The following is a 25,690-nucleotide window of genomic DNA, read 5'->3' as shown; positions in this document are numbered from 1 at the left end:
CCCCACTGCTGCCTCCCGTAGGAGTCTGGGCCGTGTCTCAGTCCCAGTGTGGCTGATCGTCCTCTCAGACCAGCTACCGATCGCCGCCTTGGTAGGCTTTTACCCTGCCAACTAGCTAATCGGACGCGAGCTCATCTTCAGGCAATTAATCTTTTACCTTTGGTTTTACCCGTAGGTTCATCCGGTATTAGCAGCGGTTTCCCTCTGTTATCCCCGACCTGAAGCTAGATTCTCACGCGTTACTCACCCGTCCGCCACTAGGGTATTTCTACCCCCGTTCGACTTGCATGTGTTAAGCATACCGCCAGCGTTCATCCTGAGCCAGGATCAAACTCTCCGTTTTGTAGTCATTTTTGTTGACTTAAGAGTTTGTAGCTCTCAAAACTTTTAAATTATGCAATTAAAAGTTTTGGAATCCTATTATCGTTTTTTGTTTAGCTTTAAAAAGCTAAACTGTTCTTTTACTAAGAACTTTGACGAGGATTGGATAGTTTAATTTGGCTTCCAAACTATTTATTTTTCTAGGTTCTGCTCGGCGTTTGATTCATCTGTTCGACTTCTCTCTCGCCACTTCTCTAATATAACAGGTTTTTCGCGAATGTCTAGTGGTGAAATCAATTTTTTTTTGCTTTTTTTTTTGCTTCAGAGCACTTTTGAAAATCGCTTACACTACACCTGTGATTTTAGAGATTATCGTTTAAAAGCAAACGTTTTTCGCTGCCGAACGGTTGGTTTTTCTTTAGTTCGGGGTTTTGAGTGCTAGAGCTTGTCGCTCTTGACATCAAAAGCATTTGCCTTACCCAGCGGAGGTTATGACCACACTTTTATCCCGGTCAAAATTACCTCTAGGCTAAGCATAAATACACTATCCCTATGCAAAATCAACCAACAGTTACAAAGCTACTGCAAAGCTCGCTTTTAAACTATTTTCATGTCTAGGTTCGGTGCGTTTTAAGACACAAAGCAATAGCTCTGTTTTTTTCGACGCTTTACCAACATAGCAGATTTATTCCAGTTGTGTGTGAGAAAATTTAAATTTTTTTTTTCGGGTGAAGTTCGAGCCCAGGCGCTACTACCTGATGAAGGCTCTCAAAGCCAAACAGTGAAGGCGTTACAAGCAAAAATCACGGCTCGGTTTGCTGTTACTTTTTGTTAAGTCCGGTATTTAAAAGTTAAAACTGGCGATCGCTCGGTTGCGCCCTACTTTTGCTGTCCTCTATATATTATAGACAACTGGGGACAAACCTTTTGGCCCTAAGACGCCCCGATCGAGCTTACGCCGTGACGAGGGATAACCTCACTCGGTAAAGTCAAGCTAAAAGCAGTCTGACCGGATGGGGTTGGATTGAGGGTCAGTTCACCCTTGTGTGCGCGTGCGATTTCCCGCGCTAAACTCAGTCCCAGTCCTGTTCCCTCTACTTTGCGCGTTCGGGCGGGGTCGCCGCGATGGAACCGATCGAATACACGATCGCGATCGGACTCAGGAATATCCTTAGAACTGTTGGTAATGGTCACCAACACAATATTTGCCTGACGGTAGGCGTTAATTTCGATCCAACCATCTGGAAGATTGTACTTTATAGCATTACCGATGAGATTTTGCAATACTTGAACGAGTAAGTCGCGATCGCCTTGTACCTTCAATCCAGGTAGAATTTCCGTTTGTACCTCCAGATGCGGTGCCAGCAGTTCGATATCCTCCAGCATCTCAGTTAATAAATCGGACAAATCTACCTCCACCCGATGCAGACTCATCTGTCCGGCATCTGCCAAAGACAGCAGCAGCAGTTTCCGCACAATTCCACTCAGGCGGCGCACCTCATCTAACAAGCTACTTAAACTTTGCTGCACATCCGATTCAGGTTCAACTTGTTGCAGAGTTCGTTCCAGTTCGCCTTGCAAAATAGCTAGAGGTGTCTTAAGTTCGTGGGCAGCATCTGCACTGAAGCGAGAAGCTTGCTTAAAACTGCGTTCCAGGCGTTCCAACATTTGGTTAAACACCTGAATCAACTCTAAGAATTCTACATCCGTTGCACCGATGGGAACTCTTCGATCGAGTCCTTTAACCGTTACTTGTGCAATGGCAGCAGTTAACTGCCGGATGGAACACAAGGTACTGCCAGACAGACCCCACGCACCACCAAGAACCAGGAGCAGTAAGATAGGTATCGAAATCAAGAAGACATTGCGGATCGTCGCCATTTCTCGATCGATACCATTTAAACTAACAGCGATCGCAACTCTGTGACGGGGGAAAGCGATCGCACCTACACGCCAAATACCGTTTTTTGTGTGCTGAGTTGTGAATTGGGATAACTTCGGCGGTTGAATGCGACGAGATGTGGGGCTTTTTTTATTGAACGTCGGAACAGGTGGAAGTAGCTGGTAGGGACGGAATGGCAACAAGGATTTCAGATTGAGATCCGCAGACCACTCACTTGACTGATACAGCAGTTCTCCTTTATTATCTTCAGCTTTTATCGCAATGGGCGTTTGCGAGTTGCTGCCAAACGCAAAATGTAAAGAGGTTTCGTAAGCTTGCCAATTAGTTTGCACTCGCGGACGTGCAGCCATCAACAGTTGGGTTTCCAGTTCCGCGTCCAGGCGACTGACCTTGGCATCGTAAATTAACCACCAGGAAGTTCCTGCAAATCCCACGAGGGTGCTACCAGCTAGGGTAGCCGATAGTAAGGCGATTCGGAGCCGAAAAGAACGGAGTCCCACAATCAAGAATCTAATTTGCGAAAACGATATCCAACTCCCCGCACGCTTTCGATCCAACTCGATCCTTCAACGGGGTCTATCTTTTTGCGAATTCGTTGAATGCAGACATCAACCACATTAGTATTGGGATTGAAATCGTACCCCCAAACGTGTTCCAAGATTTGCGTGCGAGTAAAAACTCGTCCGGGAGAGCGCATGAGGTATTCCAGCAGGTTAAACTCGCGAGTGGTTAATTCTACGGTAATATCGTTGCAGGTGACTTCCCGTGTGATGCGATCGAGTTTAATTGGCCCAACACAAAGCAAATTTTGCCGATCGCCAGAAGTTCGACGCACCACTGCATGAATGCGAGCAACCAATTCCTCCACAAAAAACGGTTTCGCTAAATAGTCATCCGCACCGAGATTGAGACCTGCAATTCGATCGTCCAGTTCGTTGCGAGCGGTGAGCAAAATTACTGGGACGTTGTTACCTGCCAAACGCAGACTTTTGAGGATAGTCAGTCCATCCTTCCCAGGCACCATGATATCAAGCACGATCGCATCGTATTGATTTTCCGTAGCGCGAACATAGCCTTCGTTGCCGTTATCGCAGTAATCAACCACGAAACCCTGCTCTTTCAAACCTGTGCGGACAAAGTTAGCTATTTTTACCTCATCTTCAACGAACAGGACGTGCATAAACCTTTATTGTACTTCCGATCTCTACCTAGAAAAATTACAAAACTGTAATCCAGAAAATCAGTTTGTTGTCATTTTGGCAGATTTAAATGAAAAACATAGACATCTACCCATTCTCAAGACAAGGAGATCTTCATGCGGATTAATCGAGGACTGTTAGTTTTATCTGCGGTTACACTTTTAATGGGGGCTTCCGGTTTTATGGCTCCCAACAAAGTAGCAGCCAATCAGTCCGACCTGGTAGCACAAGATTCATCCCAACCCAATGCTAAGCCAGAAGGTTGGAGGGGAGGAAGAGGAGGCCGAGGTTTTGCAGCTATCTCCGGACTCACTGATGCTCAAAAAGAGCAAATTCGGCAAATTCATGAGTCTACTCGCCAGCAGATGGATGCCATCCTCACATCGGAACAAAGAGAACAAATGCGTGCAGCCAGAGAACAACGTCAGCGTCCCAATATAAATTTAACTGAAGATCAAAAAACGAGAATGAGAACTATTCGGGAGGACGCCAAGAAAAGAATGGAAGCTGTTTTGACCCCCGAACAGCGGCAACAGCTCGAACAAATGCGTCAGCAAAGACCTCAACGCCGTCAACAACCTCAGTCCTAGTGACGCTAAGAGCTTATCCGAAAAATCCACATCTGTGTTCATCTGTGTTCATCTAGGGCTAAATCTCCTCTAAGATACTTTTCGGATCGCTCAAATTAAAGTAGGTTGGGTTGAGTTGGTTAAAATTTAACCACAGATGAAGAAAGATAAACACAGATGAACAAAGATTTATTACTCGAACCCAATCTACTATTCTTTTTAATCTGAGGGTGTTGGGAAAACAGAGGCAAATCCAAATCGATATCCTAGAGAAACCATCCATAGCAATTGGATAACGGAAGAGAGGATGAAACTCGATTCACCGCCAGAGGTTACTTTAAAGCCTTCTCCGCAAGGCCCTGTTAAAAAGAGTTCGATCGCTAAATGGCTCGTTGGATTAATCGTTCTTGGGGCATTGGCAGGTGGAGGATACTTCGTTTACGTTCAACTGACAAATGCACCGCGCCAAGAAGCGAGACGTCGGATGCAGACGGTTTCTGTGGAACGAGTCAATTTACCGATTTCGATCTCCGCTAATGGAACTGTGCAACCAGAACGAGCAGTGAATATGAGTCCCAAGAATTCTGGCGTGTTGAAGCAGTTGCTGGTGAAGGAAGGCGATCGCGTGGAGGCAGGACAAATCTTAGCATATATGGATGATTCCAACCTGCAAGGGCAACTCACTCAAGCTAAAGCGCAACTAACATCGGCGCAAGCAAATCTCGATCGGCTTTTGGCAGGGAATCGTCCTCAAGAAATCGCGCAAGCAGAAGCGCAACTAACATCGGCGCAAGCCAACTTACGACAGGCAGAACTTACTTTTAATCAAAATAAACAATTATATACAGCGGGTGCGATCGCTCTACGTGAGGTGGAAAGTTCCCGTACTTCCTATGACACCGCCAAAGCCCAAGTTAAACAAGCACAGGAATCACTTAATCTGGTAAAATCGGGTACACGTCCGGAAGAGATTGCCCAGGCACGCGCCCAAGTCAAACAAGCACAGGAAGCAGTTAATCTAGCGCGAGCGGGCAGTCGTCCGGAAGAGATTGCCGAAGCACGCGCTCAAGTCAAACAAGCGCAAGAAGCTCTAGACTTAGTGCGAGCGGGCACTCGTCCGGAAGAAATTGCCCAAGCACGCGCCCAAGTCAAACAAGCGCAAGAAGCACTAGATTTAGTAAAATCGGGCACTCGTACCGAAGAAATTACGCAAGCACGCGCCCAAGTTAAACAAGCACAGGAAGCCCTCAACCTGCAACGTGCTGGTGCTAGGAAGGAAGAAATTACGCAAGCACGCGCCCAAGTGATGAGCGCTGAAGGTGCGATGCAGACCATTCAGGCACAGCTTAGCGATACCGTGATTCGCGCTCCCTTCAGCGGCATTGTCACTCGCAAATTTGCCGATCCCGGTTCGTTCGTCACTCCAACTACTTCCAGCAGTTCGGTTTCTTCAGCTACCTCATCATCTATCTTGGCGCTAGCATCTCAAAATCAAATCGTTGCTAAGGTTGCAGAAACCAGTATCCCGCAAATTAAAGTCGGACAAAACGTCACAATTGAGATTGATGCCTATCCAGGTAAGACGTTTAAGGGCAAAGTTACCCAAGTTGCCACCCAGTCCACTGTCGAGCAAAACGTGACCAACTTTGAGGTGAAAACCTCGATCGACGACCCGGAAAACTTGCTGCGTGCGGGGATGAACACCAACGTGGTGTTTGAGGTTGGCACGTTAAACAACGCCTTAGTGGTTCCTACTGTAGCAATTGTGCGCCAAGAGCAAGGAACTGGTGTGTATGTGTTAAACCAGGAAAGAGGCAGACCGCAATTTAAGCCGATTACAACTGGGCAAACAGTCGAGAATAAGACGGTGGTTGTGTCTGGACTGGAAGAAGGAGAACAAGTTTTAATTAGCTTTCCCCAAGGAAGACCCCAAACTAGGACACCTTCTTTAATTCCGGGAATGGGGCCACCTGGAGGAGGTGGAGCAGGCAGAGGAGGTAGAGGAAGTCGGGGGGGATTTTGAAATGAAGACAGAGGGTAGAAGGCAGCAATTTGAGAGGAAAGCTGGAAATTTGGGTCGAATTCATCCGACCGAGATTTCTCTGTTTGAGGTGCTGACAATGGCGGTGGAGGCGTTGTGGAGCAATCGCCTTCGGACAAGTTTGACAATGCTGGGTGTAATTATCGGTATTGCCTCGGTCATCATGGTGACATCGGTCGGACAGGGTGTGCAGAAGGCGACGGAGCAACAGATCCAAGCTTTGGGAACGAATGTGATGCTGGTGCTGGCGGGAGCTGCGCGGTATGGGGGGATCAGTCAGGGTGCGGGTTCGGCAGGAACGCTAACTTGGGAAGATGCCCAAGCGATCGCCAAACAAGTACCGGCAGCTACTGGTGTAACTGCTTACTTGCAGCGATCGGGACAGGTAGTGTATGGCGATCGCAACGTTTCCACTTTCATTCTGGGAGTTGATTTGAGCTATCCGGATGTCAAAGAAATCCATCCCCAGGAAGGACAATTTTTCACTCAAGACGACCTTGACAAAGCAGAACCTGTTGTGGTGTTAGGTAGCAAGGTGCGGAACGATTTGTTTCCCAGTGGACAACCTGCCGTCGGTTCCACGGTGCGAGTTCAGAGCGGACGCTACACTGTGATTGGGGTGATGGAGTCGAAAGGCTCGGTTGGCGGACAAGATCAGGACGATCGAGTTTATATTCCCCTCACTAATATGTCCCGTCGAATTGTGGGCAACAATGCTATTAATGGCACTGCTATTAACGGGTTGTGGCTGAAAGCAAAAGATCAAATCGATCTGGAAGCTGCCCAGTTTCAAGTTACCAATCTGTTAAGAATTCGTCACAATATCTATCCGCCAGAACCGGATGATTTTCGCATCAGCAATCAGATAGATATTATCAATGCTTTTAGCAGCGTGGTGGGATTATTCACTGTTTTGATCGGTGCGATCGCAGGTATTTCTTTGATCGTCGGCGGGATTGGAATTGCCAATATTATGTTAGTTTCTGTGGTCGAACGCACTCGCGAAATTGGGATTCGCAAAGCTGTGGGAGCTACTAACAGGGCTATTTTGAGTCAATTTTTGGCTGAGGCGGTACTGGTTTCTCTGGCGGGAGGAGCTTTGGGTATTATTATCGGCATTAGTCTTACTTTTGCAATCTCTAATGTATTTAAATTTCCCTTTGTGCTTTCTGTTTGGTCAGCTGTCGCCGGACTCGTTCTCGCTATTACGGTAGGACTGATAGCTGGTGTTATTCCAGCTCGAAATGCGGCAAGGCTCGATCCAATTGCGGCACTGAGAAGCGATTAAAACAAAAGATACGAACTATGCCAAACCCACACATTGAAACAACGCGCCTGACCTTGCGACCTGTTGAGCTAACAGATCGGGAAAGATTGCATAATTTGTGGATCGATCGACATATCCGGAGATACCTGTTTGACGATCGCATCGTCTCGCGAGATTGGACAGAAAGCGAAATTATCAAGAGCCGAGAATCTTTTGCCAAATATAACTTCGGTCTGTGGTTAGTTTTTGCCAAACAAAGCGATAATTTTATTGGATTTTGCGGTTATCGCTTCCCGGATGAATCGTCAGAACCAGAACTTTTGTATGGTATAAAATCGAACTATTGCTGTCAGGGGTTGGGAACAGAAGTAGCGCTTGCAGCAAGCAAGTATGCGTTCGCAAACCTTGGTTTTCAGCGCGTTATTGCTAGCGTGGATAAACCAAACTTAGCATCCGTTAAAGTCTTACAGAATATCGGTATGAAGTTCGATCGGTCTGTTTGCGTTAATGGTACAGAGATTCTCTACTTTGTGCTAACTCAAGTTGCTAGTTATTAGTTTTGAGTCCGTAGGTGTGCCATAATATCATGTCCGGTAGCATCGGTTGCATAAAAATGCGTTATTATCTGATTTCTTATCTGCGTTAATCTGCGTTAATCTGCCTACATCTGCGGTAAAAATTTAATTCCTAATTCCCACAGATAATCTTTCGTATCAGCCTTACGCTATCGATGCAACCGGACACGATATAACGCATAATTTTGGCAATAATCGTTAATTTTTGCGCTAGTCACGCACTCTATTTAATCTTCCCGACGCCCTAGTCTCTATTCCCTAGCCCCTAAAAAATATGGCAACGATGATTTGGATGGAAGGTATCAGAAAAACGTACCATTTAGGAGAAGTCGAAGTACCTATTCTCAAAGGAATAGAACTCGCTATTGAAGAAGGCGAATATGTCGCTATTATGGGTGCGTCAGGTTCTGGGAAGTCTACTTTGATGAATATTTTAGGGTGCCTCGATCGTCCTACTGATGGATATTATTTTCTAGAAGGCAGAAATCTGACAACGCTCAATAATGATGAGTTGGCTTATATACGCAATCAGCGGATTGGTTTTGTGTTTCAGCAGTTTAACCTCCTCCCCCGCGCCACAGCTTTAGAAAATGTGATGTTGCCGATGATTTATGCAGGCATTTCCAAATTTCAACGCCGTCGGCGTGCAGAGGAAGCGCTGAGTCGAGTTGGTTTAGCCCAGAGGTTTTTCAACCGTCCCAGTCAGCTATCTGGGGGACAACAACAAAGAGTAGCGATCGCCCGCGCTCTTGTCAACCGTCCTGCCCTTGTTCTAGCAGACGAACCCACTGGTGCTTTGGATACTCAAACTTCCTACGAAGTAATGGAGTTACTGACTGATTTGAACAATCAGGGCATCACAATAGTTATCGTTACCCACGAACCTGACATTGCTGCCCAAACTCACCGCACGATTCATGTCAAAGATGGTTTGGTGGTTTAATTTGTCAAATCTGCCTTTGAAGCATTACTTAATAAATCACAATAAAAAGCTTACAAAGCGAACCATAATTTAATATACAGAAAATATTTAAATATTCAGAGCCTCTATTGAGTGACCTAAATTTGACTCAAAGTCGCTGCTAAGTCTGGATAAATAGTTCTACTACGCAAGGATAAGCATTAAGACTTACGGAAGTGATTACTAATACTTGTTATAAATTTTGTTAAAGATTGGATACTCACTCTATCACTGGGCAAAAGAGGAGTAAACGGTGAAAATCCTTACTGTATAAGCTTTTCACTGTTCACATTTTTCTCATTTTTCTCTTTGCTCTACGAATAGTAAAAAATCCAGTAAAAGTTATCTCATCTGTTTCTGCTGAATCTGATTACAATATAATTACTTTAGACTGACTATTCGATCGGTCATATCAGTAGAGGTTGCTCTATGCCACAAGTTAACTATATTGTTCCTAGCATCAGAACTCTGCAAGAATTGGATCGTGCTGTTGAGCGCTACAAAACCAGTAATCTAAGCGGTGGGGAACTCCTTTCTCTCTGGCAAGCTATCCGCGATGCTTCTCTCAATCAAAGTTTCTCAGAACCTAAGAATGATGGGGTTTCTGTTGAAAATAGCTACTAAGTTAGGGAGCTAACGATTTTCGCGAAAATCATCAATTTGGGCAATTGGGGGCGGCAATATTTACAACAGTTTTCGTTTGGAGAAAGCTTTCTGAGATCCCCGACTTCTTGAAGAAGTCGGGGATCTTTTTATTTAAGGCAAATCGGAGCTGCCCATCAGGTACAAATCGCACTCGCGGGCGGCACCGCGACCTTCATTGATAGCCCAGACGATCAGGCTTTGACCGCGACGGCAGTCACCGGCAGCGAAGACTCCAGGGATGCTGGTAGCATATTTGCCGTAATCTGCTTTGACGTTGCTGCGGGCATCGCGATCGAGTCCCAAGGCGTCCAGCAAAGGTTGTTCTGGGCCAAGGAAACCCATTGCCAGTAAGACGAGTTGGGTAGGAATGACTTTTTCCGTACCGGGGATGTGTTTGGGAATAAATTGACCTTTCTCGTTTTTCTCCCACTCCACTTGTACGGTGTGGATGGCTTTGACGTGACCGTTTTCATCACCCTCGAACTTGGTGGCTGTGGTGAGATAGACGCGAGGGTCGCCGCCAAACTTAGCAGCCGCTTCCTCCTGACCGTAGTCCATTTTGTAAACTTTCGGCCACTCCGGCCAGGGGTTATTGGCAGCGCGTTCTTGCGGCGGCTGAGGTAGAATTTCTACTTGTACCAGGCTATTGCAACCGTGACGAATTGAAGTGCCTACGCAGTCAGTACCAGTATCGCCACCACCGATAATTACCACATCTTTACCTTCAGCAGAGATAAAGTCGTCTCCCGGTTTTTTATCCAGAATCGCCTTCGTATTGGCAGTGAGGAAATCCATTGCAAAGTAAATGCCCTTTAACTGGCGTCCTTCGATCGGCAAATCGCGAGGCTTGGTCGCACCTGTGCAGAGTAGGACGGCATCGAATTCTTTGAGGAGATTTTCGGCGGGAAAGTCTTTGCCAACTTCGGTGTTGCAGATGAATTTCACACCTTCTTCTTCCAGCACTTTGAGGCGGCGCAGGACGACTTGCTCTTTGTCCAGTTTCATGTTAGGGATGCCATACATGAGCAATCCACCCGGACGATCGGCTCGTTCAAATACGGTTACCCAGTGACCCGCTTTATTGAGTTGGGCAGCGGCGGCAAGTCCGGCTGGGCCAGAGCCAATGACAGCAACTCTTTTCCCAGTGCGCTTGGTGGGCGCTTCCGGCGTTATCCAGCCTTCCTCCCAACCTTTATCGATAATCGAACATTCAATATTTTTAATTGTGACTGGCGGATTGTGGATACCCAGCACGCAGGAACCTTCGCAGGGTGCGGGACACACGCGCCCAGTGAATTCGGGGAAGTTGTTAGTTTTGTGCAAGCGATCGAGTGCTTCCCGCCACAGTCCCCGATACACGAGGTCGTTCCATTCCGGGATCAAGTTATTCACCGGACAGCCGCTAGCCATACCGCTGATGAGCGTTCCCGTATGACAAAACGGCGTACCGCAATCCATACACCGCGCCGCCTGGGTGCGAAGCTTGTCATCCGGCATATGCAGGTGGAATTCATCCCAGTTGCGGATGCGATCGAGCGGGGCGAGTTCCGAGGGCAATTCGCGCAGAAATTCGATAAATCCTGTTGGTTTTCCCATAGTCGTGTCTGAGGAGATAGGGGATAGGGGATAGGGGCTAGGGGCTAGGGGATGAGGAATTTTGAATTTTGAATTTTGACTTCCCCTATCCCCTCAACCTCATCCAGAGTCTGTTATTTTACCGCTTCTTGTTATTTTCCCGATTGGAATTACATTAAGTTTTAACAACCATTATTTTCAGGGCGCGAAGGAGATCGCTGACGAAGGGCGATCTCGGCTGTATTGTTGCCTTTTCTTGACATAGATATTTTAAAATATCTCATAAAAAAAGCATTATTTTTGTCCAGTACGAGCAATAATTCGGTCACAGCGGCTTTCGTCTCAAAAGAGTTTGATAGAGAAAACATTTCTTAGAGTTGATTCACAACAGTAAGCTTTTACTTGACAAGTGACTTTTGTAGTACACTAGGCTTAACACTTAACCAAATTTGGTTGCGATTGTCTTCTGTATATCCTACGACAACAGCACCAACAAATGACCCTATTTCGGGATACATTTCTGGGGTCATCGCTCCTGTATCCACAAAGTCAGTTATTTGAATAATTCCCTTTACTTTTGGTTCCCCAAGATCGAGAAACACTCCAAAAGGTTTATGAACTTCTACTTTACCGTATATTAATTTACCAAGTTGATACTTAGATTTTATTTCGTTCCAAAACCCTTCGTTCATAATCAATTATCGCTGTTTGATAATGCCTCAAAATCTTCCAATGGTTCGTCAAAATCATCTGACATTTCTACTAAGCCTTTTGCACTCCCAAACTTAGGTCGCGGTTTTTCCTGCGGAAGGACTACAATTTTAAACGAAATTCCATCACTGCGCGTAATTATAACATCTTCCCCTTCGGCGGCTTCTTCAATGAGTTCTGCCAGCCGACTTTCTGCTTCTTTCAAATTAACTTCAATCATTTGCTAATTATTTCCGATAAATGTCCCTGCGATGCTTGCAGTGGAGGATTACCACAGTTGATGTTTCGTCATCGATTTCATAACGGATTCGGTATTCACCAACTCGTACTCGGTATTCGTTTTCCAACCCTTTCAGCTTTTTAATTCCGACGGGACGCGGTTCTTCCGCAAGTGAGAGTATTTTCTCTGCTATTCGACTACGCACATCCTCTGGTAAATCATCCAGTTGCTTTTGAACAGGTTTGGGGATGAGAACAGTATAGCTCATTGATTTTTCGCGGACTGAACAGCAATATATTCCTGAATAGTTTGATAGTCCCCCATCTTATATGCTTTTCTAGCTGCTTCAATCTCTGCAATAACTTTTGGATCTCGCTCGCTCGATTCTTCTTCCGCTTCAAACACCAAATCCTCTAAAATTTCCAAAAGCTGATGTTTTTTTTCCAAATCCAAACATGTAATTGCTTCAATCAATGATTCAAATGTAACGCTCAATTTAACAGTTGCCATTATTCTCCTCTCTAAATAATTTTAAATTTCAAATTTTAGATTTCAGATTTATTAAATTTTACATCTGAAATCTAAAATTTGAAATTTCCCGACTTTAAGAATCAGATCAACCGCCACCGATGCGGGCGACATCGCGAGCATTTTGCTCGAATGCCGCCGCCAGTGCTTCATCGCCGCTTAAGCCAGATGCTTCCGCCTGTTTGAGCGCTTGCAACACCCGTTTGTAATCCTTGGGAATTACTTTCACGAATTTCGGCACCATCTCCGTCCAGTTACCCAGCACTTTCAGCGCCTTCTGACTCTTGGTGTACTCCGCGTGTTTGGCAATGAGTTGATAAACGGTATCGATTTCCTCTGCATCTTCCAATTTCTCCAGATTCACCATCTGTTGATTGCAACGGATAGAGAAATCCCCCATTTCATCCAGAATGTAGGCAATCCCGCCACTCATCCCCGCTGCGAAATTGCGTCCGGTGGGCCCAAGTACCACCACCTTACCGCCAGTCATGTACTCGCAGCCGTGGTCTCCCACCGCTTCCACCACCGCGTTCACCCCAGAGTTACGGACAGCGAAACGTTCCCCCGCAATACCGCGAATGTACACTTCCCCCGCCGTCGCACCGTACAGCGCCACATTGCCAATGATGATATTTTCCTCCGCGACAAAAGTGGAAACCGCTGGCGGATAAACGATAATCTTACCGCCACTCAACCCCTTACCCACATAGTCGTTCGCATCGCCCTCCAGTTCCAGCGTCACCCCCTTCGGGACAAACGCGCCAAAACTTTGACCCGCACTACCTTGGAAATGCAAGTGTACCGTATCTTCCGGCAAACCATACCAGTGGCGTTTGGTGATTTCGTTACCCAGAATTGTCCCGACAACGCGGTTGACATTTTTAATGGGTAGAGTCGCTTTTACCTTTTCCCCATTTTCGATCGCACCTTTGCAAAGATCCAGCAACACCGTCATATCCAGCGACTTCTCCAAGCCATGATCCTGCAACATCTGGCTTCGGCGACCCACCTCTGGCCCCACTTCCGGCTGGTACAGAATCTTAGAAAGGTCGATATTCTTCGCCTTCCAATGCGCTAGAGCCCGCTTCGGCTCCAGTATATCCGTCCGTCCCACCATCTCGTCAAACGTGCGGAAACCGAGTTGCGCCATGATTTCCCGCACTTCCTGCGCCACAAACCGCATAAAATTAACCGTATGTTCCGGTTCGCCCACAAAACTCTGGCGCAATTGCGGATTTTGCGTCGCAATCCCCGCCGGACAAGTATTCAGATGACACACCCGCATCATAATGCAGCCCAGCGTCACTAAAGGCGCAGTCGAAAAACCGAACTCCTCCGCACCCAACAGCGCCGCCATCACCACATCGCGACCCGTCTTCATCTGACCGTCCGTTTCCACCACAATCCGCGATCGCAAATTGTTCAATACCAGCGTTTGGTGCGTCTCCGCCAATCCTAACTCCCACGGTAATCCCGCGTGCTTGATCGAAGTCTGCGGCGAAGCACCAGTACCGCCATCGTAACCGGAAATCAATACCACATCCGCGTGCGCCTTCGCAACACCAGCGGCGATCGTACCCACTCCCACTTCCGATACCAGCTTCACACTGATCCGCGCAGACCGATTCGCATTCTTCAAATCGTGGATCAACTCCGCCAAATCTTCGATCGAATAAATATCATGGTGCGGCGGCGGCGAAATCAAACCCACCCCCGGCGTCGAGTGGCGCACCTTCGCAATCCAAGGATACACCTTCCCACCCGGTAGCTGTCCGCCTTCACCAGGCTTCGCCCCCTGCGCCATCTTGATTTGCAACTCCTTCGCCTGGGAGAGATACAAGCTGGTAACTCCAAAACGACCCGAAGCCACCTGCTTAATCGCACTATTCTTCGAGTCCCCCAGTTCGTTCGTCCAAGTGTAGCGTTCCGGGTCCTCCCCACCTTCACCCGTGTTCGATTTGCCACCAAGACGATTCATCGCGATCGCCAACGTTTCGTGCGCCTCCTTCGAGATCGAACCGTAACTCATCGCCCCCGTCTTGAAGCGTTTGACGATCGACTCCACCGATTCCACTTCCTCGATCGGGACTGACTCCCGGATCTTGAACTCCAACAAACCCCGCAAAGTAAAATGTTTCTTACCCTGCTCGTTCACCAGATTTGCGTATTGCTTGTAAATATCGTAACTGCCCGTCCGTACCGCCTTTTGCAAAGTGTGGATAGTTTCCGGACTGAACAAATGCGCTTCCCCATCCTTGCGCCACTGGTACTCCCCACCCACATCCAGCGTATGTCCGTTCGTCGGACGATCCGGGAAAGCATGACTGTGACGCAAAATCGCCTCAGTTGCGATCGCCTCCAAATCCGCACCTTCAATCCGCGAAGCCGTCCAAGTAAAATATTTATCCACAACCGACTTATTCAGTCCGATCGCTTCAAAAATCTGCGCCCCCCGATAACTTTGAATTGTCGAAATACCAATCTTGGAAGCAACTTTTACCACACCCTTCGTCGCCGCCTTAATGTAGTTCTTGCAAGCAGTTTTATAATCAACATTCACCAGCATTCCCGACTCGATCATCTCAAGCGTAGTCTCAAACGCCAGATACGGGTTAATCGCACCGCAGCCATAGCCAATCAGCGTCGCGTAATGATGTACCTCCCGTGGTTCTCCCGACTCCAACACAATCGCCACACGAGTCCGCGTCCCCGACCGAATCAAATGGTGATGCAAACCGGAAACAGCTAGCAATGCGGGTATGGGCGCATTATCCTTATCCACACCCCGATCGCTCAAAATGATAATATTCACACCATTGGAGATCGCCTCATCCGCCTTTTCACAAATCTCTACCATCGCCGTTTCCAAACCCTTCACACCCTCCTGCGGGTTGAAGACAATTGGCAGTACGATCGATTGGAAACCCCCCTCACTTATATATTTGAGTTGACGCAACTCTTCATTCGTCAAAATCGGCGTCTTCAACTCAATTAAATGACAACTTTCCGGTTCCGGTTTGAGCAAATTCCGCTCGCTACCGATCGTCGTTTCTGCCGAAGTCACAATCTCTTCCCGAATCGAATCGATCGGCGGATTCGTCACCTGCGCGAACAACTGCTGGAAATAATCGTAAAGCAACTTCGGACGATCGGACAGCACCGCCAACGGCGTATCCGCACCCATCGACCCCACAGCCTCCACCCCAGCACTTGCCATCGGCGTCAGCAACAAACGCAACTCCTCAAACGTATAACCGAAAGCAATCTGACGCTGAGTTAAATTGGGGGCATCCTGTAGAGACGCGGTATGCAATGTCTCTGCGTCCCCAGGCGCATCTTTCAGCTTGGTGAGTTCGACCATATGCTTCTCGATCCACTCGCGGTAAGGATGTTCCGTAGCGATTTTGCTCTTAATCTCCTCATCCGCAATAATCCGCCCCTCCTCCATATCCACCAAGAACATCCGCCCAGGTTGCAAGCGACCCTTCAAAGCCACCCGTTCCGGTTCGATCGGTAACACCCCCGCCTCGGAAGCCATGATTACCAAATCGTCCTTCGTCACATAATACCGGGAAGGACGCAAACCATTGCGATCGAGCGTCGCCCCCATCATCTTCCCATCCGTAAAAGCAATCGACGCCGGACCATCCCACGGTTCCATCAAACACGAATGATACTCGTAAAACGCCTTCTTCTCATCGCTCATCGACTCGTGCGCCGTCCACGGTTCCGGGATCATCATCATCATCGCATGAGGAAGCGATCGACCCGCCAGCACCAGCAACTCCAACGCATTATCGAAAATCAGCGAATCGCTCCCCTCAATATTAATCACCGGCTGAATCTTCTTGATATCCTCCCCGAACAACTCCGACTCGAACAGCGACTGCCGCGCGTGCATCCAGTTAATATTACCCCGCAGCGTATTGATTTCCCCATTGTGAGCAATGTAGCGATAGGGGTGCGCCCTCTCCCAACTCGGAAAAGTATTCGTACTGAAACGCGAATGCACCAGCGCCAAAGCACTCTCCATATCCGGATCGTGCAAGTCCGGATAATACTGCCCCACCTGCACCGGCATCAACATCCCCTTGTAAACAAGCGTCCGACAGGAAAGGCTGCACGGATACCAGAACGGATCGATCGGCGGCTTCCGGATCGCATTATGAGCGCGTTTGCGAATTACATACAGCTTCCGCTCAAACACATCATCATCCACTATATCCGGCGATCGCTGCACGAAAACCTGCTCCACAAACGGCTCGCTCGATTTTGCCGTATTCCCCAACGACGAATTATCCGTCGGTACATTACGCCAGCCAATCACCCGCTGACCTTCCTCAATAGCAATCTGTGCAAAAATCTCCCGACTTTTCTGGCGCGTCGCGGGATCGGGGGAAGAGTAGATCGTGCCAACTCCATACTGACCCGGCTCTGGCAATGCGATCCCCTCCGCCGCAGCAACCTTCTTGAGGAACTTGTGCGGCACCTGCATAAGAATACCCGCACCATCACCCGTGTTCGCCTCGCAACCGCACGCACCCCGGTGGTCTAAATTCAAGAGGATCGTCAGCCCTTGCTCCACAATCTCGTGCGACTTGTTCCCCTTCATGTGAACAATAAATCCAACACCGCAAGCATCGCGCTCGAACTGTGGATCGTACAAACCCTGTTTTGATGGCAGTCCAGTGCTATTCATTCTTGATGGCATATAAAGTGACAAATGTATAATCAGCTACTAGCTCCGACACAAGCTGAAAAATATCGCCTTCATCGAAGCTGACTTTTGCAGTACAACAGCTGAATTGCTTGTATAGCAAGACTCACAAAAATAAAATCCTGCCTCTTTAAAGCTAACTTGGAAAGCTGTTAACTCTAGATAGACTAGATTTTCTAACGGGAGAGCCTTATAGGTGTAAGATCTTAAGGAAACTTTTAGCCGATGCGGTGGGAAGTTACGAAAATTATCAATTCGGCGTCGGGCGTCCGGAAATAGGGAATAGGGATCGGGGCGTCGGAGCTAAGGGAAACAGGAAACGGGGAAACGGGAAAGGGAAAAAAATTAATTCTGCCCCTAACCCCTAATCCCTAACCCCTAACCCCTAACCCCTAACCCCTAACCCCTTTCAATCTTGTGGGCTGGAAATGCCTCTTTTTGTTGAATTTCGTCACATTTTTGTTTTCTCAAAATCGCTGCTTCGGCGTCTGTTTGGACTCCATCGGCTACTACCCTAAGTTTGAGGCGATGTCCCATTTGAACGATCGCATTTAGAATGGGAACACTTTGTAAATTGGCAAAAGCCAAATTTGCTTCTATCTTCAAGTTATTTAGTCGTAATTTATCTAGATAATCCAGAGAAGTATGTTTGAGGCCAAAATTACTTATCGTAGTTTGAATGCCCAGCTTACGCCATGTCATTAGTTTTAGTGCAGTGGCGTTAATATTAGGAGTATTGGCAATCGTATCGGCTGGTATCTCCACCTCTAAATAACGAGGTTCAATTCCCGCATCTTGACAGGATCGAACAATAATTAATTCTATATTATTGTCTGCAAACAACTGTTCGGAAAGTGTCACCGCTACCCTTGCCGATGATACGCGAGAATGCCGCCAAAGTTTTGCCTGTTGACAAGCAGTACGCAACACCCATTCATTAACGATTGATGCCAATCCAGTTTCTTCCGCAACCGCAGCAGTTTTTTCTAGCGAAATTAAGCCTCGAACAGGATGTTTCCAGTACAACACCGCGCCTAAAGCAACAATTTTTTTACTACGAAGGTCTACTCTGGGTTGATAGAAAACCTGAAGTTCCTTTTGTTCCCAAGCTGAATGAAAATCAGCCCCTAGTTGCAAATCTCTGGAGAATTCATGTCCGAAAATTGGTCGGCTATAAACCGCACAGCGATTACCTCCTTCCCGCTTCGCAGAATTCATGGCTATACTGGCTTGTTTTTGCAATTCTTCTAGCGTCGGAGCAGATGGATAAAAGGAAATACCGATACTAGCTGTAAGCAGAATAGATTTATTATCGATGTCAAAAGGTTGGGCAATAATTTTGAGAATATCTTGCGCTACACCCACGCCTGAATCTTGGTCAGCAACCGGTGGCAAAACAATAGCAAACTCATCGCCAGTCACTCTAACTATACCCGCTCCTTCAATTCTTTTGCCAAACAAAATCAACCGTTGTGCCAGTTGTTGTAAAATTAAATTACCATTGGAATAACCGAGAGTATCGTTAATTCTGGTAAATCTGTCTAAACCTAGCAGCAGGAAAGGAATCAAGCGCTTGTTTCTGTTAGTTTTGGCAGTTGCTTGATTCAAATAACCCTCATCTCCCTCTAAAGCTGATGGATTCGGCAAATTAGTTAAAGCATCGTAGTGTTCTAAATGTTCTACTCGCTCCACAACAGATTTAAGTTTTTCATTTTGTTGAGCGACTCGATTTAATCTAGCGGTAATCGCTTCCAGCAATTCGTAGGGAGTAAACGGCTTAGTAATATAGTCATCAGCACCTAAGTTCATCCCTAAGCGCAAGTCTACTCGATCGCACTTAGCCGTTAGAAATATGAAGGGAAGATCGGCGGTGGCGGGGTCTTGACGTAACTGTGCAATTACACCATAACCATCCATTTCTGGCATCATGATGTCGCAAAGAACCAGGTCGAATTTATTTTGGCGAGCCAGTTCTAAACCAATTCGCCCATTTTTAGCTACCATTACCTGGAAATCTTTAGCTTCCAGAAACTCTTGAACGTTGTCACGGATTTCAGCAGTATCTTCAATAACTAATATCTTTTTCATGGCGGCACCTTTTATAGGGTCTAGGGACTAGATTGAGGGTTTGGTGGAATTAATAACTTCCGCGATACCTTGGTGGTTGATGCAGTTATGTATTTATTTTATTTTAATATGATTTGCTGTACCGTTTGTAACAGATTGCTTTTTCAATTTGTAAATGCTCAAACTGAGGATCGCTTGACTTAAAAATATTAGTTTCCGGCCTAATTTTTGTAGTATCGATATTTAAGATTGCTCCAGAAGCGGCGGGAAAATATTCATATATATTCAAAGGCGTTTCTCCACTACCAAGGAATAAATACCCGTTGGGGGATAAAACTTCTCGGACTTTTTCCAAAACGGCTTTTTTGGTTTGCCAATCGAAATAGATGAGAACGTTACGTAAAAAGATAATGTCAAAAATGGTCTTTTCCAATGAATCGGTAACTAAATTCATTTGACGAAATTCTACCATTTCACGAATGTTATCTTTTAGTTGCCATATCTTGCCAGAGTTTTGGAAATATTTCATCAAGAGCGTTTTGGGCAGCCCTCGCATAATTTCCATCTGGTGATAGCTTGCAGCGCGGGCGCGGGCAATCATTTCATGAGATAAATCTGTGGCAAGTAAACGAATTTTCCAAGTTGCTAGTTCGGGAAATTGTTCGCATAATAACATGGCGATACTGTAGGGCTCTTGACCGCTGGAACACGCAGCACACCAAATATTGAGGGTTTGTTGTGTTTGTTTTTTACGTATTAATTCGGGTAAGATAGTTTTGGCGATCGCATCAAATGGATAGCTATCTCGAAAAAAAGAAGTTTCTGTCAGAAGCATAGCTTCAACTACTTGGATATGTAAATGATTAAATGGCTGAGATTGTAATTTATTCATTAATTCTTCCAAGGAATTTAACTTCATCTTAGTAACTAGAGGCGCTAAGCGTAAGTCAGCTAAGTATGCCTTGTCACTGCTTATCACAACTGAGGAATACCCACGCACTAATTCGCGAAGATAACTGAAATCGTAAAAGTTTATAGACATCTACATTAATTATTTTTTAGCTTTCAACTGTTTCGAGATATTGCCGAAGTAACCAGGCATATACTTTCTACTCAAAAGTATTACTGAGAGCGGAAATTGGCGACTGAACTTTGGAGCTTATTGACAACAACAGCTAATCCATCTAAAGAGGTTGTCACCTCTTCTGATTTTTGGGCAGTTGTTGTAGAAATAGCATTTACTCGCTTTACAGTAGCGGTAATTTCCTCTGCTGAGAAAGTCTGTTTTTTACTGGCGGAGGTGATGTTTTGCACCAAACCGTTAATTTCGCGACTGACTTCAATAATCGCAATTAAATTAGTTTTAGCAGCCGCCGCAATTTGCGTTCCTTCTACTACTTGTTGATTACCAGATTCCATCGCACCCATTACACGACTGATTGCATCCTGAATGGTGCGGACAATTTGGTAAATTTCTTCAGTAGCAGAAGCAGAACGTTTAGCTAACTTACGGACTTCTTCAGCAACTACGGCAAAGCCTTTTCCTTGCTCTCCGGCTCGTGCTGCTTCAATTGTAGCATTAAGAGCGAGTAGATTTGTTTGAGAGGCAATCTCAGAGATAGAAGTGACAATTTTACCAATTTGTCTCGATCCTTCACCCAAACACTTCATCATTTCCGATGTTTCCGCTATTGTTTCGCGAAGCCGATCGATTGCCGAGACAGTAAGGTCTACAGCTTTGCCACCCGTTTCGGCTCGTTTAGCAGCTTGTTGGGCGACTTGTTCGGCTCGTTTAGCAGCTTCTGAGACTTCTTTAATAGAGGCGACCATTCGTTCCAACTGCCGTAAAGTTGCTTCAATTTGTGAGGCTTGGCTGCGGGCTTGTTGGGCTAGTTCAGTGGTATCGCCTACCGATACTTTGGTAGCTTGGTTAACTTGGTAAGTGGCATTTTGAATGTCGATCGCAACTTTACGTAAAGAACCGACCAGATAGTTAAAAGAATCTGCTATTGTTCCTAAAATTTCGTTATCAACTTGTGCTTTAACTGTTAAATCTCCCTGCGCTGCTCCGTTAATTTCTCGTGATAGTTCCAACACTTGTTGCATTAAACAATCTGTTTCATTTTTTCGTTCATTGGCAAGATTTTCTAATCGTGCTGTTGCTTCTTTTTGTTGCGTGATATCAAAGCGAATCCCAATGTATTTAACGATCTTACCTTTTTCGTCAAAAATTGGTGCGATGGTTGAATCGACCCAATAAAACGAGCCGTCTTTGCGTCTGTTCTTGATTTCCCCTTTCCAGGTTTGGCCACTAGAAATGGTAGCCCAAAAATTTTTAAAGAATTCTTCCGAGTGATAACCAGAATTGACAAGTCGGTGATTGTGTCTGATTAATTCCTCGCGGCTATAGCCAGAAATTTCACAAAATTTGTCATTGACAAAGGTAATATTTCCTTTGCGGTCTACCTCGCTGACAATCGCGGCTTCATCGAGAACGTGTTGGCGGTTTTCAATCTCTTGCAGCAATCTTGCTTGTTCTACTGTTAATTCTTTGAGTTTTTGTGCAGCCTTTTGGTTGTTCAAATCAGTAATTTGCTTTTCAAATTTAACTGCCATTTGGTTAATATTTTCAGCGAGATCTTGCACGAAATCGTTCCCCTGTAATTGAGGGATGCGAGTATTGAAGTTGCCATTAGCAATCTCTTCGATCGCCTGGGAAATGAGAGCGATTTGCTGTAGGATATTTTCTTGTTTTTTGGCGCTCTTAAACAAAAGAGGAACAACAGCACCTGCTAATAAAGCGGTAAATATGCCGCTGGCAAAACTAAAATGACTGGATTGAAAAGCTGGGATAGTGAATTGTAAGAGTAGGTTAGTCCACATGATAAAATCCTTAAAAAGCCGAGTAATTTTGAGCGAAAAATTCCGAACAATAATAAAAAAGTTACTGTATGCAATTAGCGACAGACAGCAGAATTTCCCCTGCTATTTGGTCTAGAGGCAGCATTTTATCTGCTAAACCTGCTTTCGCCACAAATCCGGGCATCCCCCAGACGACGCTGCTGGCTTTGTCCTGCACGAAGATTTGACCTCCGGCTGACCGGATGCCTTCGCAGCCTCGCAAACCATCATTACCCATGCCGGTGAGTACAACTGCAAGAGCTCCTGCACCATAGGTTTGGGCTACCGATCGAAACAGTACATCCACCGCAGGACGGCAAGAATTTTCTGGAGGGCTTTGGTGGATGCGAAGTTGAACGATAGAGTCTTGGCGCGAGACACTCATATGAAAATCGCCAGGAGCGATATAAGCCGTACCGGGCTCTAAGAAAGCGCCATCAAATCCTTCTATAACCGGGATTTGGCAACGAGCGTTCAGCCGTGTGGCTAGGCGTTGGCTAAAGATTGGCGGTATATGCTGCACGATCAAAATTGGGACGGGAAAATCTGCTCTAAATTGGGGTAAGATTGCAGCCAAAGCGTTTGGGCCTCCAGTTGATACTCCGATCGCGATCGCCTCTATGGGTTTGGGATTTCGGATTGCCCGTTTTCGATAAGTTAATTGTTGGTTGATTGAGGACGTTTTTAAATCCCGATCTGAATTCAAAGTAGTAGTTTCGATCGATTCGCCACAAAATACTTTAATTTTGGGAATAAGTTCCTGACGCAGATGCTGATTAGCTGCCTCAATACTGCCCATTTGAAAAGGTTTGGTTACATAATCTTTAGCTCCTAAAGAAAGTGCTTCCAGTGTTGCAGTAGCGCCTCGTTCCGTAAAGGCACTGAACATAATCGTCGGGAGGTTAGGATAAGTTTTGCGAATCGCTGCTAATGTCTCCAGGCCATCCATTTCTGGCATTTCTACATCCAGGATGACCAAATCCGGTTTTACTTGGGCAATCTTCGCGAGAGCAATTTGACCGTTGGCAGCAACTCCCGCGACTTCTAAGGCCGGGTCATTAGATAAAACTTCACTTACCCGACGACGCACCATAACAGAATCATCAACAATCAAGAGGCGAATTTTAGGCATTATTAGTTAAGAAAGGGTAATTGGCAATCGCCGAGGCGTAAATAGTCGCGTTAGTGGGTAATTAATTGAGGGAATTACCCACTAATGATGACTGGTTTAATATTTAAATTGGCTGACCAGTGTTTGCAATTCTGCTGCTAACAGAGCGAGTTGGTCGGCAAATTTTAAAGTTTGGCTAGCTACATCTGTGGTACTTTGAGCTGCTTCGGCAACATTGTTAATGTTATTGGCAATTTCTGATGTACCCTTAGCAGCCCCAGCAACGTTCCTGGCAATTTCATTTGTCGTGGCAGTTTGTTGTTCGACGGCACTGGCGATGGTATTTTGGAAATCGTTAATTTGGTTAATAATCGCTGTAATTTGTGCGATCGCTGCGACTGCACTTTTGGTATCGCTCTGAATAGTTTCGATTTTTTGACTGATATCTTCAGTTGCTTTTGCAGTTTGTTTGGCTAATTCTTTGACTTCATTAGCGACGACAGCGAAACCTTTGCCCGCTTCTCCGGCTCTTGCCGCTTCAATAGTAGCGTTTAAAGCTAATAAGTTGGTTTGTTGGGCAATCGAAGTAATCACTTTGACGACATTACCAATTTCAATGCTACTTTGGCCAAGTTTGGCGATAGTTTGGTTGGTGCTTTGCGTCATTTTAACGGCGTTAGTTGCTACCATAGCTGCATCCGTCGCACTTTTAGAAATTTCCTTAATGCTGGCGCTCATTTCTTCTACACCAGTCGCAACAACTTGGGCATTTAAGTTAACTTCATCAGCAGAAATTGAAGCAGAATTAGCTTGTCCTGATGTATGTTCTGCATTTTTATTTAGCTGTTGGCTAACTTTGGTGAGGTCTTCCGAAGCATGGGCCAGTGCTTGAGCGATTGAGGCAATTTTTCGCACTGAGTCGGTTAAATTGGTCGTCATTAAGTTGACGTTATAACTTAGTTGTTTGAATTCGCCAACTGTTTTATTTTCGACTTTTTGGGATAGGTCACCTTGCGCGATCGCTAAAGTCATTTTGGTAATGGTTTGAACTTCTTCTTTGAGCTTTTCAATCATCTGGTTAATATTTTCCGTGAGGTCTTTCCAGATACCTGTTGCTCCGGTCAGGACTGCTTTAGTGCTGAGATTTCCTTCTTGACTGAGAAGTTTTGCCACGCGATTTTTTTCGGAAGAGTAGCAAGCGATATTGTCAATTAGTTGGTTAGTTGTGGTGCTAAGCGTCAGCAAATCGCCTTTGAGCGATCGCCCTTTGATTTTGGTAGGCACTTTGCGGGATAAATCTCCCGCCGCTAATGCTGCTAGAGCTTGTTCTGTTTCTAGGATGGGTTGACCTAAAGTTTCAACTAAAGTATTGATTGCTGTGACGCTAGTTGCCCAATCACCTTTTACTGAGCGCATACCCATTTTCTCGGTTAGTTTACCTTCTTCTCCAATATCATTACTAACTCTGACAATACCGTTGGTCAGGTTTTGATTTAAGCTGAGCAATCCATTAAATACTTCAGCAATTTCACCCCATCCATTATTTTCTGATAAGCGCACGCTAAAGTCGCCATCTCTAGCACTCTTAAGAACTGACAGTAATTCGTTCCAATGCTCAGACGTAATTTCAACTCGATCGATTTTACTGCTCTCTTGAGAAAGCGGCTCTGGCTCGGATAATTTTTGCGTTACTTTACCGCTCAGATTACTTGTTTTTTTAAAAAACAAAAACCTTCCGATTTTTTTGTTATTGTAAGTATCCATGCTAGCTCCCATTTGATTAATTTAACTGCTATCGAATTTGCCAATCATCAATATCTAGCAAATATTTTCAATATTAATCTGATATTTTGCTAACCTCAAAAACTTTTTCGGTGTCGAGAATCAGCAACAGCAGATCGTTTAGTTTATAAGCTCCTTTAATTAACTCGCGTGCTTTGCCTTTGAGCGTTTCTGGAGGAGGTTCAAAAGCGCAATCGGAAATTTCTAAAACTTCTCCTACTTCATCAACCAGCAAACTAATTACTTCATCATCTGCCTGCACGATCGCATTGAGAGGCAGTTGCTCTAAGCTGGGAAAAAAGTAATTAAATAGATTAGATGTTGCAGAATTACTCCCCGCCATACTGCTTTTTTGATAAGTAGAATCAGATTCAGATATATCCAAGCACTGTCGCAGATCTATGGCGGGGACAATTTGACCGCGTAAGTTAATCAACCCTCGGACGGCTGGAGGTGCTAAAGGTACGCGGGTAATTGATTGATAGCGAATCACTTCTTGGACTTTCTTTACGTCTAAGCCAAAGCAGATGTGAGCTAGATAAAAGGTGCAAAACTGGTGAGTATGAGCCATATAAATTGAGTATTTTCCATTAATTA

The 25,690-nt window shown here is 45.7% G+C and carries 20 protein-coding genes and 1 rRNA gene; 6 read left to right on the top strand and 15 right to left on the bottom strand.

All coding sequences use genetic code 11. The features are described from left to right. The 3 genes from ACE1CD_RS07375 to ACE1CD_RS07365 form a co-directional block, all read right to left on the bottom strand. Positions 1-343 (bottom strand): 16S ribosomal RNA (locus ACE1CD_RS07375); the annotation flags it as partial. Positions 344-1,254: 911 nt separating this feature from the next. Further along, a complete protein-coding gene (locus ACE1CD_RS07370) occupies positions 1,255-2,724 on the bottom strand; it encodes a sensor histidine kinase (RefSeq protein WP_374822836.1) in 1,470 nt (489 codons plus the stop codon). Between the two features lie 2 nt (positions 2,725-2,726). After that, a complete protein-coding gene (locus tag ACE1CD_RS07365) occupies positions 2,727-3,404 on the bottom strand; it encodes a response regulator transcription factor (protein ID WP_374794498.1) in 678 nt (225 codons plus the stop codon). Positions 3,405-3,539: 135 nt separating this feature from the next. Between ACE1CD_RS07365 and ACE1CD_RS07360 the strand changes: the two genes are divergently transcribed. From ACE1CD_RS07360 to ACE1CD_RS07335, 6 genes are all read left to right on the top strand, one after another. Next, entirely contained in the window at positions 3,540-4,013 is a 474-nt protein-coding gene (locus ACE1CD_RS07360; protein ID WP_374794497.1) for a Spy/CpxP family protein refolding chaperone, read from the top strand. A gap of 286 nt (positions 4,014-4,299) precedes the next feature. After that, the gene (locus tag ACE1CD_RS07355; RefSeq protein ID WP_374822833.1) at positions 4,300-6,015 is read left to right on the top strand and encodes an efflux RND transporter periplasmic adaptor subunit; all 1,716 of its coding nucleotides are present in this window, start codon (positions 4,300-4,302) and stop codon (positions 6,013-6,015) included. A gap of 1 nt (position 6,016) precedes the next feature. Further along, positions 6,017-7,321 carry an ABC transporter permease gene (locus ACE1CD_RS07350; protein WP_374822831.1) on the top strand — a complete coding sequence of 435 codons (1,305 nt, stop codon included), beginning with the start codon at positions 6,017-6,019 and terminating at the stop codon, positions 7,319-7,321. Positions 7,322-7,338: 17 nt separating this feature from the next. Next, positions 7,339-7,857, top strand: coding sequence for a GNAT family N-acetyltransferase (locus ACE1CD_RS07345; RefSeq protein WP_374822828.1), 519 nt, complete (start codon positions 7,339-7,341; stop codon positions 7,855-7,857). 292 nt (positions 7,858-8,149) lie between these two features. Beyond that, positions 8,150-8,818, top strand: a complete 669-nt coding sequence (locus ACE1CD_RS07340; RefSeq protein ID WP_374794494.1) for an ABC transporter ATP-binding protein — start codon at positions 8,150-8,152, stop codon at positions 8,816-8,818. A 447-nt stretch (positions 8,819-9,265) separates the two neighbouring features. Beyond that, positions 9,266-9,460, top strand: a complete 195-nt coding sequence (locus tag ACE1CD_RS07335) for a hypothetical protein (protein ID WP_374794493.1) — start codon at positions 9,266-9,268, stop codon at positions 9,458-9,460. Between the two features lie 132 nt (positions 9,461-9,592). Here the strand turns inward: ACE1CD_RS07335 and gltD are convergent, their stop codons facing one another. From gltD to ACE1CD_RS07275, 12 genes are all read right to left on the bottom strand, one after another. Then, entirely contained in the window at positions 9,593-11,077 is a 1,485-nt protein-coding gene (gltD, locus tag ACE1CD_RS07330; RefSeq protein ID WP_374794492.1) for a glutamate synthase small subunit, read from the bottom strand. Positions 11,078-11,454: 377 nt separating this feature from the next. Beyond that, the gene (locus ACE1CD_RS07325; RefSeq protein WP_374822825.1) at positions 11,455-11,748 is read right to left on the bottom strand and encodes an RNA-binding protein; all 294 of its coding nucleotides are present in this window, start codon (positions 11,746-11,748) and stop codon (positions 11,455-11,457) included. 2 nt (positions 11,749-11,750) lie between these two features. Further along, positions 11,751-11,987 (bottom strand): type II toxin-antitoxin system Phd/YefM family antitoxin, encoded by a 237-nt coding sequence (locus tag ACE1CD_RS07320; protein WP_374822822.1) that lies wholly within the window; start codon positions 11,985-11,987, stop codon positions 11,751-11,753. A 7-nt stretch (positions 11,988-11,994) separates the two neighbouring features. After that, a complete protein-coding gene (locus ACE1CD_RS07315; protein WP_374822819.1) occupies positions 11,995-12,255 on the bottom strand; it encodes a type II toxin-antitoxin system RelE/ParE family toxin in 261 nt (86 codons plus the stop codon). After that, a complete protein-coding gene (locus ACE1CD_RS07310) occupies positions 12,252-12,497 on the bottom strand; it encodes a hypothetical protein (protein ID WP_374822816.1) in 246 nt (81 codons plus the stop codon). The genes ACE1CD_RS07315 and ACE1CD_RS07310 overlap by 4 nt, the downstream gene beginning before the upstream one ends. Positions 12,498-12,603: 106 nt before the next feature. Continuing rightward, on the bottom strand, positions 12,604-17,214 hold the full coding sequence (gene gltB, locus ACE1CD_RS07305) for a glutamate synthase large subunit (protein ID WP_374822813.1): 4,611 nt from the start codon (positions 17,212-17,214) through the stop codon (positions 12,604-12,606). A 417-nt stretch (positions 17,215-17,631) separates the two neighbouring features. Next, positions 17,632-19,320 (bottom strand): EAL domain-containing protein, encoded by a 1,689-nt coding sequence (locus tag ACE1CD_RS07300; protein WP_374822810.1) that lies wholly within the window; start codon positions 19,318-19,320, stop codon positions 17,632-17,634. A 103-nt stretch (positions 19,321-19,423) separates the two neighbouring features. Further along, positions 19,424-20,341, bottom strand: a complete 918-nt coding sequence (locus tag ACE1CD_RS07295) for a CheR family methyltransferase (RefSeq protein WP_374822807.1) — start codon at positions 20,339-20,341, stop codon at positions 19,424-19,426. Positions 20,342-20,421: 80 nt separating this feature from the next. Further along, entirely contained in the window at positions 20,422-22,182 is a 1,761-nt protein-coding gene (locus ACE1CD_RS07290; protein WP_374794485.1) for a methyl-accepting chemotaxis protein, read from the bottom strand. A 61-nt stretch (positions 22,183-22,243) separates the two neighbouring features. Then, on the bottom strand, positions 22,244-23,332 hold the full coding sequence (locus ACE1CD_RS07285) for a chemotaxis response regulator protein-glutamate methylesterase (protein ID WP_374794484.1): 1,089 nt from the start codon (positions 23,330-23,332) through the stop codon (positions 22,244-22,246). Positions 23,333-23,428: 96 nt separating this feature from the next. After that, positions 23,429-25,039 carry a methyl-accepting chemotaxis protein gene (locus ACE1CD_RS07280; protein ID WP_374822804.1) on the bottom strand — a complete coding sequence of 537 codons (1,611 nt, stop codon included), beginning with the start codon at positions 25,037-25,039 and terminating at the stop codon, positions 23,429-23,431. A 109-nt stretch (positions 25,040-25,148) separates the two neighbouring features. Further along, positions 25,149-25,664 (bottom strand): chemotaxis protein CheW, encoded by a 516-nt coding sequence (locus ACE1CD_RS07275; RefSeq protein ID WP_374794482.1) that lies wholly within the window; start codon positions 25,662-25,664, stop codon positions 25,149-25,151. Positions 25,665-25,690 lie beyond the last annotated feature (26 nt).

It is taken from the genome of Aerosakkonema sp. BLCC-F183 (genome assembly GCF_041929145.1).
GTDB lineage: Bacteria > Cyanobacteriota > Cyanobacteriia > Cyanobacteriales > Aerosakkonemataceae > Aerosakkonema.
Note: the sequence above shows the minus strand (reverse complement) of the source record. Positions and strands in the feature narration are given on the sequence as shown.